Origin of the sequence: Nocardia arizonensis (genome assembly GCF_001310275.1) — a bacterium.
GTDB classification, from domain to species: Bacteria; Actinomycetota; Actinomycetes; order Mycobacteriales; family Mycobacteriaceae; genus Nocardia; species Nocardia arizonensis.
Window position 1 is genome coordinate 18357 of the sequence record NZ_LGYZ01000098.1, and the last position, 16172, is coordinate 34528.

14 protein-coding genes are annotated in these 16172 nt (G+C 66.3%); 7 read left to right on the forward strand and 7 right to left on the reverse strand.

The window, feature by feature from the left end; translation table 11 throughout:
- Nucleotides 1-12 precede the first annotated feature (12 nt).
- Together APZ21_RS23765 and APZ21_RS33275 are read right to left on the reverse strand one after the other, a co-directional pair.
- On the reverse strand, nucleotides 13-381 hold the full coding sequence (locus APZ21_RS23765; protein ID WP_054815534.1) for a hypothetical protein: 369 nt from the start codon (nucleotides 379-381) through the stop codon (nucleotides 13-15).
- A gap of 24 nt (nucleotides 382-405) precedes the next feature.
- The gene (locus APZ21_RS33275) at nucleotides 406-939 is read right to left on the reverse strand and encodes a DUF3558 domain-containing protein (RefSeq protein WP_082857935.1); all 534 of its coding nucleotides are present in this window, start codon (nucleotides 937-939) and stop codon (nucleotides 406-408) included.
- Nucleotides 940-1354: 415 nt separating this feature from the next.
- Here APZ21_RS33275 and APZ21_RS23770 point away from each other — a divergent pair, with 415 nt between their 5' ends.
- Complete coding sequence (locus tag APZ21_RS23770; RefSeq protein ID WP_054815535.1) at nucleotides 1355-1687, forward strand: hypothetical protein; 333 nt, start codon at nucleotides 1355-1357, stop codon at nucleotides 1685-1687.
- Here the strand turns inward: APZ21_RS23770 and APZ21_RS23775 are convergent, their stop codons facing one another.
- Nucleotides 1688-2824: an alpha/beta hydrolase gene (locus APZ21_RS23775; RefSeq protein ID WP_054815536.1), complete on the reverse strand. Its 1137-nt coding sequence runs from the start codon at nucleotides 2822-2824 to the stop codon at nucleotides 1688-1690.
- Nucleotides 2825-3294: 470 nt separating this feature from the next.
- On the opposite strand from APZ21_RS23775, the gene aceA reads away from it, so the two are divergent.
- The 3 genes from aceA (at nucleotide 3295) to metE (ending at nucleotide 8558) form a co-directional block, all read left to right on the forward strand.
- Complete coding sequence (aceA, locus tag APZ21_RS23780) at nucleotides 3295-4581, forward strand: isocitrate lyase (RefSeq protein WP_054815537.1); 1287 nt, start codon at nucleotides 3295-3297, stop codon at nucleotides 4579-4581.
- A 593-nt stretch (nucleotides 4582-5174) separates the two neighbouring features.
- Nucleotides 5175-6047, forward strand: a complete 873-nt coding sequence (locus APZ21_RS23785) for a 3-hydroxybutyryl-CoA dehydrogenase (RefSeq protein ID WP_054815538.1) — start codon at nucleotides 5175-5177, stop codon at nucleotides 6045-6047.
- 201 nt (nucleotides 6048-6248) lie between these two features.
- Entirely contained in the window at nucleotides 6249-8558 is a 2310-nt protein-coding gene (gene metE, locus APZ21_RS23790; protein ID WP_054815539.1) for a 5-methyltetrahydropteroyltriglutamate--homocysteine S-methyltransferase, read from the forward strand.
- Nucleotides 8559-8573: 15 nt separating this feature from the next.
- Here the strand turns inward: metE and APZ21_RS23795 are convergent, their stop codons facing one another.
- Nucleotides 8574-9785, reverse strand: a complete 1212-nt coding sequence (locus APZ21_RS23795) for an AI-2E family transporter (RefSeq protein WP_054815540.1) — start codon at nucleotides 9783-9785, stop codon at nucleotides 8574-8576.
- 51 nt (nucleotides 9786-9836) lie between these two features.
- Nucleotides 9837-10889 carry an NAD(P)-dependent alcohol dehydrogenase gene (locus APZ21_RS23800; RefSeq protein WP_054815541.1) on the reverse strand — a complete coding sequence of 351 codons (1053 nt, stop codon included), beginning with the start codon at nucleotides 10887-10889 and terminating at the stop codon, nucleotides 9837-9839.
- Between the two features lie 147 nt (nucleotides 10890-11036).
- Here APZ21_RS23800 and APZ21_RS23805 point away from each other — a divergent pair, with 147 nt between their 5' ends.
- On the forward strand, nucleotides 11037-12170 hold the full coding sequence (locus APZ21_RS23805; protein ID WP_054815542.1) for a S1C family serine protease: 1134 nt from the start codon (nucleotides 11037-11039) through the stop codon (nucleotides 12168-12170).
- Nucleotides 12171-12173: 3 nt separating this feature from the next.
- Here APZ21_RS23805 and APZ21_RS23810 read toward each other — a convergent pair whose 3' ends face one another.
- Both APZ21_RS23810 and APZ21_RS23815 read right to left on the reverse strand, forming a co-directional pair.
- Nucleotides 12174-12740: a vitamin K epoxide reductase family protein gene (locus tag APZ21_RS23810; RefSeq protein WP_156371306.1), complete on the reverse strand. Its 567-nt coding sequence runs from the start codon at nucleotides 12738-12740 to the stop codon at nucleotides 12174-12176.
- Complete coding sequence (locus APZ21_RS23815) at nucleotides 12737-13492, reverse strand: DsbA family protein (RefSeq protein ID WP_054815543.1); 756 nt, start codon at nucleotides 13490-13492, stop codon at nucleotides 12737-12739. The genes APZ21_RS23810 and APZ21_RS23815 overlap by 4 nt, the downstream gene beginning before the upstream one ends.
- Before the next feature lie 278 nt (nucleotides 13493-13770).
- Here APZ21_RS23815 and APZ21_RS23820 point away from each other — a divergent pair, with 278 nt between their 5' ends.
- Together APZ21_RS23820 and APZ21_RS23825 are read left to right on the forward strand one after the other, a co-directional pair.
- Nucleotides 13771-14544, forward strand: a complete 774-nt coding sequence (locus APZ21_RS23820; RefSeq protein WP_239476788.1) for an ESX secretion-associated protein EspG — start codon at nucleotides 13771-13773, stop codon at nucleotides 14542-14544.
- Between the two features lie 21 nt (nucleotides 14545-14565).
- Nucleotides 14566-15411 (forward strand): polyphosphate kinase 2 family protein, encoded by an 846-nt coding sequence (locus tag APZ21_RS23825; protein WP_054815544.1) that lies wholly within the window; start codon nucleotides 14566-14568, stop codon nucleotides 15409-15411.
- Nucleotides 15412-16172 lie beyond the last annotated feature (761 nt).

Genomic DNA, 16172 nt, shown 5'->3' on the forward strand with positions numbered 1-16172 from the left:
TCCCCCCTTGTGTCAAACCTTATCGAGGTCTTGCGCGTTACTGGAATCCTGCTCGAGTAAACGATCCAATGAAACCTGGATGGTCTCGCCGATGAGGCCCAGCACTTGGATGTGATCTTTGAGCGCGGTATCCAGATCTCCATCGCCTGCCGGGTCGACGGCTTTCAAGCCGAGTAGGCGAGCCAGTGCCAACCCTTCTGCGAAGTCGCCGAGACCGGAAACTCTCGATAATTCGGCAAGATTATTTCGGACATCGCCGTATAGTTCGATTTGCCTGTCCAGCGCGGCGCGGCATTGCTTGGCGACATCGGCGTCGACGTACAACCGTCCGGCCTTTGCCTCCTCGGACAGGTACTGCCATCGGTTGATCTCGTCCTGCACTGTCAATCCAACCTCTTCGTGCGGCTATTGCGGAATGATCGGCACCAGAATCTCGGCTGCCGCGGCAGCGATAGTGCATGGATTTCTCGTGTCGGTGGACAATGTCGACTTGTATACCGACACATCGACTTCATGGCCACCGGATGAGAAGGCGATATAGCAGATTCTATTATCGCGATCGTCCGCTCGGCGGTACTGGAGACCGGTCCGGCCGGAAACGGTGACTTCGATGAAGTCGATATTGTACGAGTCTTTCCTCGTGTCAGCTACGGTACGGATGGTGGACCAGACGCCGAGCGAGTAATTGGAGCGGAGGGGTTTGTCTTTCCAGGAGCAGAGCTTCCAGCCGTCTACCCTGTCCAACTCGCCGATGTTGTTGTCTCGTGTCGAGGGGTCTACTCCCAACCGCTCGAGTGTGGCCGCGCTGATTTGGGTGCATGGATCCCATAGCGCCGCAGTGGCCGCGGACTTGTCCGTAATCGGTGAGGGGGTGGCCGCACCATCACTCACCGTGTCACACCCACTCACGGCCACCATCCCCACGAGCACCGCAACCACCGCTGTAGTCCGCCGTCCCACCCGCTGCTCCCGTCGCCTGTAAGTAGTCTCCGGTCGTAGTGTAGGACGCGGCTGACAGCGGATCGGTTCCGTCGAATGGAAGATTTCAGCGGCGGATGTGCGGAAGTGGCGGGTCGGGGCCGTCGAAACTGGAACCGGCGGAGATGGTTCGGGTCGGGGGGCCGAATCCGCTTGTCGTGTGCGGGCGGCGGCGCTTACATGGGGTCGGAACAATGATCGTCGGCGCGGATCTCGCGTCGAATCGTCGGCGTCGCATCGGATGCCGAGCGAAATCCTTACGGACCAGGGCCTTGGAGGGGACTGTGCGACGAGTGGTGTGCGGGTGTGCTTCGGGAGGAAGGGAATTCGCGGCGGATGGCGTCGCGGTCGGGGTCGAGGTGATGCGGGGTGCGGTATGAGTGCGTGGTGTCTGACGGTGTCGGGTTGGGGTGTCGCGGCGGCGCTGGGGGTGTACGTGGGATGGATGGTCTGGGCGGCGCGGCGGCCGGTGCGGCACTCGGTGTGGTCCGCGCGGGAGTGGAGGTGGAGTTGTGAGCTGACGGGGCCGCCGTTGTCCGTCGATCAGGCCCAGCGCGCGTTGTACGTACACCGACGGCACAACTGCCCGCGCGGACATGCCGCCTTCGAGATGATGTACGCCTACTCGATGTCGTCCTACGACGTCTTCGATTCGCGTTTGTCGGAGTCTCCGGCTCGCCGTCCACTCACGGTGAGCGGTCTGCGGTGATCAGGCGAACAGGTCGGCGACGAAGGGCCGGGAGTCGGCGAGGGACGCGTTGACCGTGCCGCTGTGGTCGGTGGGGTAGGTGTGCACGGTGACCGGCTGGCCGTTGGCTCGCAGGCGGGTGGCGAACAGGAGGGTGGCGGGGGTGATGACATCGGTGTCGAGCAGACCCTGGCCGAGGAACAGTGGGCGGTCGTAACCGGTTTCGGGCAGGCCCATGGTCCGGGTCAGCACGCCGAGCAGGTCGGGGATCTGTGACAGCGGCCGGGCGAACTGGTCGCCGATCACCACATTGCTCGCCGCGAGTTCGTCACCGAACGCGTCGACGCAGGCCGTGCGGCCGCGTTCGAGCCAGCGGCGGCCCGCGTCGGTGAGGTAGGACTCGATGTCGAGTTCCGAATGGGTCGTGCGCAGACCGTTGAGGATGTAGAAGACGTAGGCGGTGGTGTGCGCGCCCAGTTCGATGGGCGGTACGCCGGGGCCGAGGGGCAGCAGTATGTCCTCGATATAGGCGGGCACGCCGGTGCCGACCGCGCCGCGATAATCGAGTTCGCCCTGGCCGAATTCGGTCGCGTAGCGCGCGGTGTAGACGGCGGCGGCGCCGCCCTGAGACTGGCCGACGACGACCCACTTCTTGGACAGGGTGGGATATTGGCGAGTCGCGGCCTTGACCGCGTCCACGACATTGTGCGCCTCGATCTTGCCGTTGAGGTAAGGGTGATCACCGGGGGTGCCGAGTCCGGCGTAGTCGGCCGCGACGATCGCGTATCCCTGGTTGAGCCAGGTTCCAAGGTAGGCCCAGTCGCGCGCGACCTCGCCCGGCCCCGCGACGCTGTAGGCGCAGTCGTCGCCGAGTCCCACGGTGCCGTGCGCCCAGGCGACGACCGGCCAGCCGCCCTCGGGGGCGGGTCCCGGCGGGAAGTAGACGGCGGCGCTCGCGGTGGTCGGCTCGTCGTTCACCGTGGTCGAGCCGTAGAGGATGCGCGTCGAGTCCACCGAGCCGGGCAGGGTGGCCGCAGGGGAGAGGGGTTGCACGCCGACCACCGAGCCGGTGGTCTCGAGGGCCGTCGCGGGCGCGGCGACGGCGGCCGACAGGCCGATGGCGCAGGCGGCGGTCAGGGCGATGCACAGGTTTCGCATGGGTCTCCTCTTCGGTTTATCCGCGGTCGCCGCAACTGGACATCTGCCCGGTTTGGTCGGTGTCAGTGTGGCCTATCCGCATGTCACGGTCCCATCCGGGAGTGGCCGGACGCACACGGTGGGCACGTGCCTCAACTTGTGAAGATCCTCACAGCTCCTGCCGCGGCGACGGATTTCGGGCCGAAGGGCGCCGGTCTCAAACAGTACGAGCGTAACGCTAAAATCCCACGTCAGGGCTACCGATGAGTAGGAATACGCTTTGCAATTCACCCGCAAATTTTGCAGAGTTGGCAAACGCTGTACAAAACCTAGCTGAGATTCACAATACCAACAGGTAGACGGCCATTTCTTGGTGTGCCATCGTGTGGAAGTACACCCCAAGGGCATAGCAAGCCTGCAAATCGCCGCTACAGCAGTCCGAGCGAAATCTCGGAGCGCGGCACCGACCGACCAGAGAAGTGGAGTCAGAGATGTCGACCACCGGCACCCCGAAGACCGCCGCGGAAATCCAGCAGGACTGGGACACCAACCCGCGCTGGAAGGGCATCAGCCGTAACTACACCGCGGAGCAGGTGTCGAAGCTCCAGGGCACCGTCGTGGAAGAGAGCACCCTCGCCCGCCGCGGCTCGGAGATCCTGTGGGATCTCGTCAACAACGAGGACTACATCAACTCCCTGGGCGCCCTGACCGGCAACATGGCCGTCCAGCAGGTCCGCGCGGGCCTCAAGGCCATCTACCTGTCGGGTTGGCAGGTCGCCGGTGACGCGAACCTGTCCGGTCACACCTACCCCGACCAGTCGCTGTACCCGGCCAACTCGGTCCCGGCCGTCGTTCGCCGCATCAACAACGCGCTGCTGCGCGCCGACGAGATCGCCAAGGTCGAAGGCGACACCTCGGTCTCCAACTGGCTCGCCCCCATCGTCGCCGACGCCGAAGCCGGCTTCGGTGGCGCGCTCAACGCCTACGAACTCCAGAAGGCCATGATCGCCGCGGGCGCCGCGGGCGTGCACTGGGAGGACCAGCTCGCCTCCGAGAAGAAGTGCGGCCACCTCGGCGGCAAGGTGCTCATCCCCACCCAGCAGCACATCCGCACCCTGACCTCCGCGCGCCTGGCCGCCGACGTCGCCGACGTGCCCTCGGTCATCATCGCGCGCACCGACGCCGAAGCCGCCACCCTCATCACCTCCGATGTGGACGAGCGCGACCAGCCGTTCCTCGACGGCACCCGCACCGCGGAAGGCTTCTACGGCGTCAAGAACGGCATCGAGCCCTGCATCGCGCGCGCCAAGGCATACGCCCCCTACGCCGACCTCATCTGGATGGAGACCGGCACCCCCGACCTGGAACTGGCCAAGAAGTTCTCCGAGGCCGTCCGCAGCGAGTTCCCGGACCAGCTGCTGGCCTACAACTGCTCGCCGTCGTTCAACTGGAAGGCGCACCTCGATGACGCCACCATCGCGAAGTTCCAGCGCGAACTCGGCGCCATGGGCTTCAAGTTCCAGTTCATCACCCTGGCGGGCTTCCACTCGCTCAACTACGGCATGTTCGACCTGGCCTACGGTTACGCCCGCGAAGGCATGACCGCCTACGTCGACCTGCAGGAGCGCGAGTTCGCGGCCGAGGAGCGCGGCTACACCGCCACCAAGCACCAGCGCGAGGTCGGTGCGGGTTACTTCGACCTGATCGCCACCACGGTCGACCCGAACACCTCGACGGCGGCCCTGAAGGGCTCCACCGAAGAGGGCCAGTTCCACTGAGTTGTTGGCCGTGCCTTCGGCACGGCGGGGTTTGCGGCCCCTTATGTCTCGCGTCCGAGCGACCGATACTTGCTCCTTCGTCGCATCGTCTCGGTCACTCGGACGCGAGACGGCCGCAAACGGGATAGCTTGCAGCGCCTTCGGCGCCGCGGGGTTTGCGGCCCCTTTCGTCTCGCGTCCGAGCGACCGATACTTGCTCCTTCGTCGCATCGTCTCGGTCACTCGGACGCGAGACGGCCGCAAACGGGATAGCTCGTAGGACTCGCTCTTTTGGGCGAGTCGGCGAAAGGTTTGGGGAATTCGGGGGTGTGCCCGCCAGGGTGCGCCGGTCGGATTCCTACGGGCGGTCGATCGTCGGGATCGGCCTCGAGGCGGGTGCGCGGGAACGTTGTTCCTTACCGGCTCACCTCACCGGGACGACCCGATGACCGCACGATCCTCTACGCCAGTAGGGGTGTACCGCCCTCCTCGCTGAACAGCCCCGGCGAGGAGGGCATCCTTATACCTTGGACTGTCGAAGGCGCCGCTCCAGCCGAGTCGCCCTTCACCACAAGCCAACCCGACTAGCCAGACCTAACCAGCAGGAGCGGGACGTGAGCAGCGAGAAGATTCAGCGCGTCGGAGTCATCGGCGCCGGACAGATGGGCGCCGGAATCGCGGAGGTGTGCGCTCGGGCGCATATCGACGTGCTCGTTTACGAGCAGACCAGGGAACTAGCCGCCGCGGGTCGCGCTCGCATTCTGCGCTCGCTCGACCGCGGTGTGTCCAGCGGCAAGATCACCGAGCGGGAACGCGAGCAGGCCGCCTGGCGTTTGCGTTTCACCTCCGACCTGGGCGATTTCGCCGACCGTCAGCTGGTCGTCGAGGCCGTGCTGGAGAACGAGGAGGTCAAGACCTCGATCTTCGCCGAGCTGGACAAGGTCGTCACCGATCCTGACGCGGTGCTCGCCTCCAACACCTCCTCCATCCCGATCATGAAGATCGCCGTCGCCACCGCCAACCCGGAGCGCGTCGTCGGCATGCACTTCTTCAACCCGGTGCCGGTTCTGCCCCTGGTCGAACTCGTCACCACCCTCAAGACCAGCGAGGCCGTGTCCAAACGCGCCGAGGATTTCGCGGGCGAGGTGCTCGGCAAGCAGGTCGTGCGCTCGGCCGACCGCTCCGGCTTCGTCGTCAACGCCCTGCTCGTGCCGTATCTGCTCTCGGCCATTCGCATGGTCGAATCCGGCTTCGCCACCAAGGAAGACGTCGACAAGGCCATGGTCCTCGGCTGTGCGCACCCCATGGGGCCGCTCGCGCTCACCGATCTCGTCGGCCTCGACACCGTCAAATCCATCGCCGATTCCATGTACGCGGAATTCAAGGAGCCTTTGTACTCGGCTCCGCCGCTGCTGATGCGTATGGTCGAAGCCGGCCTGCTCGGCAAGAAGACCGGCGCGGGCTTCTACCAGTACAACCGCGCATAACCGCACAAGACGCTGACCGAATAGTTCGATCCCTTACCCGCACCATCCGGCGCGCGCCCCCGACCGGTTCGCGGCCGCCTCGCGTCCGAGCGGTCGAGACCATGCGAGGCAGTCGCGAGTATCGACCTCGGACGCGAGACAACGAAGTCCGTGAACCCGCGGCGCCGCAGGCGCCGCACATAGATACAGAGGTTCTCGCACATGGCCAATATCAGCGACGGATACGGGAGCAGCGTCCTCGGATATCCGAGGATCGGACCGCACCGGGAACTCAAGCGCGCGCTCGAGGCGTACTGGCATGGCGCCCTGGACAAGCAGGGATTGCTAGAGGTCGGACGTGACATCCAGGAGCGCCAGTTCAGCGAGTTGGCCGCGACCGGCCTGACCCAGGTGCCGGGTAACACCTTCTCCTTCTATGACCATGTTCTGGACAACGCGTTGTTGTTCGGCGCGGTGCCCGCTCGGTTCCAGGAGCACCGGGACGGGATGGATCCGCTGGATTTCTATTTCCTGATGGCGCGCGGTCGTCCTGATCTGCCGCCGCTGGAGCTGGTTCGGTTCTTCGGCACCAATTACCACTACCGCCAGCCCGAGCTCGACGCCGACACCGAGTTCGCGCTGCATCCGGCGGCTCTGCTCGACGAATGGGATCGCGCGATCGCGCGCGGTATCGAATTGCGTCCGGTGGTTCTCGGCCCGCTGTCGCTGCTGTTGCTGTCGAAGGCCGGGCGGACGCCGGGCACCGATGAATTCGACACCCTCGACCTGCTGGATCGGCTGCTGCCGCTGTACGAGGAATTGTTCGAGATACTGGCCAAGCGCGGTTCGACGTGTGTGCAGCTGGACGAGCCCGCGTTCACCAGTGAGCGGACCGATGCCGAATTGGCCGCCTTCGAACGCGCTTATCAGCGACTATCCAAGGCGCCGCTGCGTCCGCGCCTTCTGGTGACGGGGCAGTACGGCGATTTCGGGCCGGCGCTGGCGATTCTCGCGGGCACCGGCGTCGAGGCGATCGGCTTGGACCTCGCCACGCATCGGGTGCGGCCGGAGGATCTGGCGAAGATTCCGGGGATTCGACGTAAGCGCCTGTACGCGGGTGTGATCAACGGTCGCAATGTCTGGCGCGCGGATCGTTACGTGACGTTGGAGTACCTGAACGAGTTGGCGCAGGTGTGCCCGGATCTGGTGGTGTCCACCGGCACGACATTGCTGCACGTGCCCTACGATCTGCTGGCCGAATACGATATCGACGGTCACGTCGCCGATCGGCTCGCGTTCGCGAAGCAGAAGGTGGGCGAGGTGGTCTCGCTGGCGAAGGCGTTGACAGAGGGTCCGTCGGACAAGTGGCGCAAGCGGCCGACCGAGGTGCATTTCAAGCAGAAGCACGCGGTGCGCCAGCGCGTGTACGCCATCACTCCGGAGATGCGGCAGCGTGAGCCCTACGAGGTGCGTCGCGCCGCACAGCAGGAGCGGTTGAATCTGCCGCCGGTGCCCGCGACGACGCTCGGTTCGTTCCCGCAGACCGGGCAGGCCCGTCAGGCCAGGCACGAACTGGGTGCGGGGCGGCTGTCCTACGACGAGTACCGCAAGCGGATCGAGGCCGAGATCGAGGGCACGATCCGCTTGCAGGAGGACATCGGTCTCGATGTGCTCGTGCACGGCGAACACGAGCGAAACGACATGATCCAGTATTTCGCCGAACTGCTCGACGGGTTCGCGACCACCCATTTCGGCTGGGTGCAGGTGTACGGGTCGCGTTGTGTGCGGCCGCCGATCATCTACGGCGACGTGTCACGTCCGGCGCCCATGTCGGTGGAGTGGATCAGCTACGCCCAGTCGCTGACCGACAAGCCGGTCAAGGGCATGGTCACCGGTCCGGTGACCATGATCGCGCGGTCGTTCGTGCGCCAGGACCAGCCGCTGTACGAGACCGCCGATCAGGTCGCGCTCGCCATACGGGATGAGGTGGTCGACCTGGAGAAGGCGGGAATCGCGATCATCCAGGTGGACGAACCGGCGATCCGCGAATTGCTGCCGCCGCGCCCCGAGGGCCGCGCGGAGTATCTGCGCTGGGCCGTGGCGGCGTTCCGGCTGGCGACCTCCGGTGTCGGCCCGGCGACCCAGATCCACACCCATATCGGGTATTCGGGTCGCGCCGAGGTCGTCGAGGCGATCGAGGAACTCGACGCCGACGTGACCGCGATCGTCGCGACCCGCTCCATCGAGTGGGTGCTCAAGGCGTTGACCGAGGACTGCGCGTCGGGGCACGGGCTGAGCCACGGTGTCGGGCCGGGCGTGTACGAGAGCCGCTCGGCGCGCATCCCGGACATCGATGAACTCGACGAATTGCTCACCGCGGCGGCCGGTGCGGTGACCGCGGAACGGCTGTGGGCGAATCCGGACGGCGGTCTGAAGACTCGCCACTACTGGCAGCTCGAGCCCGCACTGCGGAATCTGGTCGCGGCGGCCCGTCGGGTGCGCAGGCGCGCCGCCGCGGGCGATCGGTCGTGAGCCGAGGCGGGGCGCTCAGGATTTCGGGCGCCGTGCTCCGGTGAGTCGAGAGGGCAACTCGCGCAACCACTGTCGCCCTGGCTTCTTGGGCGCGGGCGCGGCGGGTTCCTCTCGCACCTCGTAGCGCTGGATGTAGGCGCCCGCGAACGCCTGTACGGTCGCGGTCACCGGTATGGCCAGCAGCGCGCCGGTGGCCCCCAATAGCGCGGCGCCCGCCAATACCGCGCCGAAGGCCACGGCCGGATGCATGTCCAGGGTGGTCGCGGTGATGCGCGGTTGCAGCACATAGTTCTCGAATTGCTGGTAGAGCACGATGAATCCGAGAATCCACAGGGCGGTGACGGGACTGCCGACCAGCGCTACGACGACAGGCAGCGCGCCCGCGAGATAGGTGCCGACCGTCGGAATGAACTGCGACACCACACCGACCCACACGGCCAGGGCGAACGCCGACGGCACGTCGAGCACCCGCAGCGCCACGTAGTGCGCGAGCGTCGAGCACAGTGCGAGCAGACCGCGCGAATAGATGTAGCCGCCGGTCTTGTCGACCGCGATATCCCAGGCCAAGAGTATGTGGTGCTGTTTGCTCGGCGGCAGCAGTGAGGTGACCGCGTGCCGGAATCGCGGTCCGTCGGCCGCGAAATAGTAGGTGAACAGCAGTACGCCCAGCGCTTGGAACAGCGCGCCGACGGCGGCGGTGCCGATGCCCCAGGCGTTTTCGGCCAGGCCAACCAGATAGCCCTCGAGTTTGTCGCTCCATTCGGTGGCGTACTTCTGGATGTCGGTACCGGAAAGATCCTGGTGGAAGGTCCGATTGAACCAATCCACCATGTGGTCGGCGTAGTCCGGCGCATTCTGCACGAGTGTGGTGACCTGGCTGACGAGCAGTGCGCCGAGCGTCCAGACGAAACCCACCACGACCAGCAGCAATCCCGAGAACACGATGCCGGTGGCGAGGCCGCGCCGTACGCCGCGCGCGGCGAGCCAGTTCACCGCGGGTTCGATGGCGAATGCCAGGAACAGCGAGATCAGCAGGACGGTGAGCAGGCCCTGGAGGCGTTGCAGCACCCAGAAACTCGCGATGAGTCCGGCGACGGTGGCCGCGGCGAGCAGGAAGGCCCGAGGCAGCCACGGCGGCGGCGCGGCGGCGCGATCCGTGGCGCCGCCCGCCGCGGCGGTCGATTCCGCGGGCTCGGTGGGCGGCGGGGCGGCGTCTTCGGCGGGCACACGGCCAAGGTACCCATGCGCGCCGTCGTTTGTCGCGGCGGCGAGCCCGGATCACATGGTCGCGGCGTCGATGACGAATCGGTAGCGGACGTCGCTGGCGACCACTCGTTCGTAGGCGCCGTCGATCTCGTCGGCCGCGATGAGTTCGATCTCCGCGCCGATGCCGTGCGCCGCGCAGAAGTCGAGCATCTCCTGGGTCTGCGCGATGCCGCCGATCATCGAGCCGGCCAGCGAGCGGCGCAGGCCCGCGATGGTGAACGAGCGCACGCTCATCGGCTGATCGGGCAGTCCGAGGACGACCAGGGTGCCGTCGAGGGCGAGCAGGCGCAGGTAATTGTCGATCGGCAGATCCGCCGCGACGGTGTTGAGAATGAGGTCGAAACTGTTGCGCAGGTCGCGGAAGGTCTGCTTGTCGCTGGTCGCGTAGTAGTGGCGGGCGCCGAAGCGTACGCCGTCCTCCTGTTTGCTCAGCGAGTGGCTGAGCACCGTGACCTCGGCCCCCATGGCGGCGGCGAGTTTGACCCCGACGTGACCGAGCCCGCCCATGCCGATGATCGCGACCTTCTTGCCCGGACCCGCGCCCCAGTGCCGCAGCGGCGAGAACAGCGTGATGCCCGCACACAGCAGCGGCGCCGCCACGTCAAGACCGATGCCGTCGGGAATGGACAGCACGAAATCCTCGGTGACCACGATCTGCGTGGCATAGCCGCCGAGGGTGTGGCCTTCGGCCTGAACCGACGGGTCGACCGCGCTGTTATAGGTCATGACGGTGCCGCGGGCGCAGTACTGCTCCTCGTCGGCAAGGCACGGTCCGCAGACCCCGCAGGAGCCGACCATGCAGCCCACGCCGACCCGATCGCCCACGGCGAACTTGCCGACGGCCGCGCCTACGGCGGCGACGGTGCCCGCGATCTCGTGACCGGGGACGCACGGATAGCGCGTGCGGCCCCATTCGTTGCGCGCGGTGTGGATATCGGAATGGCAGATGCCCGCGTAGGCGATATCGATCAGCACGTCGTGCGGGCCGGGTTCCCGCCGTTCGACGGTGACCTTCTCGAAGGTTCCCTCGGGCGTGGACAGCGCGTACGCGGCGGCGGTGCTCATGCGTACATGCCTACCGCCGTCCGCGGGCGTTTGCCAAGTAGGTGGGGTAGCCAAGTGGGTGGGGTATCGGTCTGGTCGGCATTCGCCCTGCGGGCGCGGATTTGTGGTGACAATGGAATCCGTCAGTCAGTCGACGGCGGGAGAGCGATGGGCGACGAAGCGCACGGCGCGACCGAGTACGGTGTGGCCGACCCGCAGCGCGGCGGCGGACGTGTTCTCGCGCTCATCGTCGCCGCGGTCCTGGCCGCGACGGCCTTCCTCGGATATCGCGGTGAACTGCCCGGACTCGCCCCCTTCGGCGGTGCGGGCACGGCGGTCGCGCCGGTCGTCCAGGAGCCGATGCCGCCGCTGGACCCGGTCGCGGTGGCCTCGGTCGTACAGCCCGCACTGGTCAACATCAGCACCATCGCGCGTCCGCTCGGCACCGGCGCCGCCGGTTCCGGCATCGTGCTGAGCGCGGACGGGCAGGTATTGACCAGCCATCACGTGGTGAAGGGCGCCGACACCGTGACGGTCACCGATGTGGGCAACGGCACGGTCTACCGCGCGACGGTGCTCGGCTACGATTCCACCGCCGATATCGCGCTGATCGCCCTGGAGGGCGCGCACGGGCTCGCGGTGGCGCGGGTGGGCAGTTCGGCGGCGGTGCGATTGCGCGACGAGGTGATGGCGATCGGCAACGCGGGCGGCGTCGGCGGGACACCGACCGCCGTCGGCGGCGTCATCACCGATGTGAACAGCACCATCGTGGCGCTCAATGCCGCCGATCTCACCCGCAAGGCGCTCACCGGGATGCTGGAAGTCGCCGCGCCGGTCACCTCCGGTCAGTCCGGCGGGGCGCTCGCCGACCGGTGGGGTGCGGTCGTCGGGGTGGTGACCGCGGCGTCCGGGCAGCCGCAGCGCGACGCCGGGCGCGAGCCGAACGGATACGCCGTGCCCATCGACGCCGCCATGCGGGTGGTTGAGCAGATCCGCTCCGGTACGCCCACCGACACCGTGCACATCGGTCCCACCGCGACCCTCGGCGTGCTCATCTCCGACGCCGGTCCGACCGGGGCGCGCGTCGATGTCGCCCTCTTCGGCTCGCCCGCCTACGAAGCGGGCCTGCTCGAGGGCGAGGTGATCGTGTCGGTGGACGGTCAGGCCGTGAGCACGGCGCGCGCCCTGCGCTCGGCGATCAACCTGCGCAAACCCGCGGACAAGGTGCGCCTCGGCGTGCTCGGCGCGGACGGGGCGCCGCGCACCGTTGACGTGGTGCTGGCGCTCGGCACCCCGAACTAGACGCTAGACCAGCGACATCCAGTAGTCCTGGAAGCGCAGGAACACCAGCAGCAGCACGACCGCGAAGAAGATCGCCACGAGTGTCCAGCGCCACTCCGCCAGGATGCCGAGCGGTCCGCGCCTGCCGTTCCACAGCACACCGGTGGATACGGCCAGCAGCGGGGTGATGACGGCCCACACCACCATGCAGTACGGGCACAGCGCGTTGATCCGGTAGAGACTCTGGAAGATCAGCCAGCAGACGAAGATCACACCGAGCAGGTTGCCCAGCCACAGCCCGCCCCAGATCCAGCGCGGGAAGCGCACCGCCGCGACGCTGAGCACCCCGAGGGTTACCACGACGGAGAAGGCGGCGATGCCGATCAGCGGATTGGGGAAGCCGAAGACGGCGGCCTGCTCGGTGACCATCACCGACCCGCAGGACAGGATGGGGTTGATGCTGCACGAAGGTCGGTAGCCGGGATCGGTCAACAGTTTGAACCGTTCGACGGTCAGCGTCACCGAGGCCAGCCAGCCCGCGAGCCCGCCGAGCAGCAGCAGCCACGCGGATCTGGGCGGTACCTCGATCATCGGCTCGCGGCGGCGATCGCCTCGGCGAGGCCGCTCGGGTTGACCTGCTTACCGTCGACGAAAACCGTCGGGGTGGACTGGATGCCGTCGTCGAAGGCCTGCTGGGTCTTGGCCTTGACGAACTTATCGTAGGTGCGGTCGGTGATGCAGCCCGCGACGTCGTCGGAATAGCCTGCCGATTTCGCGATCAGGATCAGCTGGTCGTCGGTGAGACCGGTGCTGCCCTCGGCGGGTTGCTGTTCGTACATGCTGCCGATCCAAGCCTGGTATTTGCTCGGATCCTGGGCGGCGACGCAGTAGGAGGCGTTGGCGGCGCGGCTCGAGTACTCGGTGCCGGAGGAGGCCCGGTCGAGGAAGGAGATGATGTTGTACTCGACGGCGCCGGTGCCGCTCGACACGGTGTTCTCCAGCGTCTGGCGGTTGGCCGCCTCGAACGCCTTGCAGGCCGGGCACTGCAGGTCGGCGACGACGCGCACGGTGACCTTGGCGTCGGGCTTGCCGATGCGGATGGAGCCGTTGTCGGTGACGCTTCCGGTGATCCCGTTCTGGTTCGTGCCCGCGGCGATCGTCGGGGTCGAGCCAGGAGCGTCCTTGTCGGCCTTCTTGACCGCGATGCCGATTCCGATGGCGGCGATGAGTCCGATGAGGACGACGGCTACGCCGACCTGGATCAGGATTCTGCGGTTCCGGTCGGCATTCTGCGCTTTCGTCAGCGCACTCGGGGTCTTCCGTCCAGCCGGGTTCTTGCTCACCGTGCGTTCACCACGCCTTTCGCTCGCCTGCCGGTTTCGCCTGCCGCCACGATGGTAGTTCCGGGTAGTTCCCGGCAGCGGTGGGGCACGGTCCACATCATCGTGGGTGAACCTGAGAGATTCCGAAAGATCGGTTGTCACCCTCGTGCCGGTGACTTTCGGCCGGTGGCCGGCGTCCTTTGCGATCTTGCGAAACCAATCGTGCGCCACATCACAGGGGCGGCACGCGGCGAAGCGGGTAACGACAGTCGTTACCTGCCGGTAGAGTGCCGACCAGTATGGCGGTGGTGGACCGCGGTCGCCGCCCCGACCTGTGGGAGCGGCGTGCGGTGAGATGGGTCTTCACCCCGGATGAATTCACCCATGTCTGGGAGAACGAGACGAACCTGGACCGACGGCCGTATCCGATCAATATGATGCCCGCGGCCACCGCCCGCACCGAAGCCGAGTACGCCGCATTGCGTTTGCCGCAACGCTTCGCCCGCCAAGCCGACCCCGACCTCGCCGCCGCGCTCATGCTGTGCGCCCGCGGCGACGCCACCACCATCACGATCTCCGGTGAACGCAGCCGCGCGGACGCGCGGGACGCCAGTGACGGCCGCATCCTCGCCTTCGCCGCCGTCGTGCACCACCACGCGGCGATCCTGGTCGCGACGCCGGACAAGGTCACGGTGTGGATGTGCCACGCCCGCGCGCTGGGCAGACGACTGGTGCAGATCATCGGGGTTGGCCGCCCCGGACAGCTTGGACGTATGCGGGAACCGCAGAACGCGGTGCTCAGTCCGGAACCCGATCTCGCCGCGGCGACCAATGGACACCGTGGCGCGACCCTTTTCCGCGAGACCCTGCGCAAACCAGTGGATTGCCGCGGCTTCATCACAGTGACGGTAGAACCGGACAATCCCATGTCACCGCCCACCCGGCACCGTACCTGGCTCGATTTCACCGGTGACGGCCGCTACCTGCTCACCACCTCGCACGATCTGATCCTCACGCCGATCACCGACGAGGATTTCGCGGCGCATTTGCTCCGCCTCGCCCAGATCCGCTGAGCACCGTGGTAGGCATGGACGATGGCGAAGTACTGGTCCATTCCGGCCGTCGAGGCATTGCGAGCCGACGGTGTGCGGATCTCCGACATGGACACCTCGGCGACCCCGGGATTCACCGGCGACAAGGCCAGAGGGCTCGAATCGCTGGCCGAGCGCACCACCGTGCTGTCGGACCTACAGGAACGGCTCTACGCGAACGGACGTTCCGGCGACAAGCGCAGTGTCCTGCTGATTCTCCAGGGCATGGACACCGCGGGTAAGGGCGGCATCGTTCGCCACGTCATCGGATCGGTCGACCCGCAGGGCGTCGACCACGCCGCCTTCGGGGTGCCGACCACGGAGGAGAAGCGCCACCACTATCTGTGGCGCATTCGCAAGGCGCTGCCGCGCGAGGGCCAACTCGGCGTCTTCGACCGGTCGCACTACGAGGACGTGCTCGTGGTGCGGGTGCACGACCTCGTTCCGCCCTCGGAGTGGGAGCCGCGCTACGACGAGATCAACGCCTTCGAACGCGAATTGGTGGACGAGGGCACGACGCTGGTGAAGGTCGCCATGTTCGTTTCGTTGGACGAACAGAAGAGCAGGCTGCGCGAACGACTCGAACGACCGGACAAGTACTGGAAGTTCAATCCCGCCGATATCGACGAACGCGCCTTCTGGCCCGCGTACCAGCAGGCGTATCAGGTCATGCTGGAACGCACTTGCACCGATATCGCGCCCTGGTACGTCATTCCGGCCGACCGGAAGTGGTTCTCGCGCTTGGCGATCACCGAACTGCTCATCGAGGCGCTTGAGACGCTGAACCTGGATTGGCCCGCGGCCACCTTCGATATCGATGAGCAGAAGCGGCGGTTGGAACAGGCTTGAGTCGGGCGGGGCAATCGATGTTTCCGCGGTCGCGGCTGCGCTACGGGTACCGCGGCGGGAGGCTCGCGTGGTGTTCTTTCACGAGGGTTACGAGTAACTCGATGAAGTCATCGCGCTGTTCGTCGGTGAATGGTGGAGCCCCTTCTCGGGTCAGGGACGAACCCGCGGACCAGTCCTGAAGGTCGATGTTGATGTCCAGTGTCCATCGCGTCGGAGAAATCGTCGCGTTCTCCCCCTGCCGGAACCACGTGACCGCGTCGCCGATCTCTCTGCGCTCGAACCGAGATGCCTCGCGAATCCGGTCCTGTCCGGGTCTGCGTGCGGGTTCGACCCGGTACCCCAATCCGACGGTGCCCCGCCATTCCGGTGCACGATTCATACTGCATCTGAACGAGTCCGTCAATTCCTTGTCCGCGTTTTTGTCGTGATACCAGGGTTGGCCGATATCGGCGCGGACTCGATCCCGCATGAAGGTTTGAATCGGCCGGCAGAAATCGTCGGTGGCCCGGTGATAGTCCGGCTCGGCGGCATCCGTGCCGCATGACACCGCGATAAGTGCCGACGCCGTGCAAATCAACATGTGCCAACACTTCACGACGCCGCTCTTCGCCCTTCCGCGAATAGGTCGCGAAAATCCGACAGTCGGTTCTGTAACGCGCCATCATGCTGGCCGTTGAGCATGTTCAACAGCTGACTCGTCACGACCTGGCTGTTCGGAAGATGTCAACCTTTGTGGGGCGGGTTGTTCAGTGGTTCATTGA

What these genes read in the sequence shown, in the direction of transcription:
- APZ21_RS23770 (WP_054815535.1), top strand. Translation starts at nt 1,355, where the DNA reads ATGAGTGCGTGGTGTCTGACGGTGTCGGGTTGGGGTGTCGCGGCGGCG.
- APZ21_RS23775 (WP_054815536.1), bottom strand. Translation starts at nt 2,824, where the DNA reads ATGCGAAACCTGTGCATCGCCCTGACCGCCGCCTGCGCCATCGGCCTG.
- aceA (WP_054815537.1), top strand. Translation starts at nt 3,295, where the DNA reads ATGTCGACCACCGGCACCCCGAAGACCGCCGCGGAAATCCAGCAGGAC.
- metE (WP_054815539.1), top strand. Translation starts at nt 6,249, where the DNA reads ATGGCCAATATCAGCGACGGATACGGGAGCAGCGTCCTCGGATATCCG.
- APZ21_RS23800 (WP_054815541.1), bottom strand. Translation starts at nt 10,889, where the DNA reads ATGAGCACCGCCGCCGCGTACGCGCTGTCCACGCCCGAGGGAACCTTC.
- APZ21_RS23805 (WP_054815542.1), top strand. Translation starts at nt 11,037, where the DNA reads ATGGGCGACGAAGCGCACGGCGCGACCGAGTACGGTGTGGCCGACCCG.
- APZ21_RS23810 (WP_156371306.1), bottom strand. Translation starts at nt 12,740, where the DNA reads ATGATCGAGGTACCGCCCAGATCCGCGTGGCTGCTGCTGCTCGGCGGG.
- APZ21_RS23820 (WP_239476788.1), top strand. Translation starts at nt 13,771, where the DNA reads ATGGCGGTGGTGGACCGCGGTCGCCGCCCCGACCTGTGGGAGCGGCGT.
- APZ21_RS23825 (WP_054815544.1), top strand. Translation starts at nt 14,566, where the DNA reads ATGGCGAAGTACTGGTCCATTCCGGCCGTCGAGGCATTGCGAGCCGAC.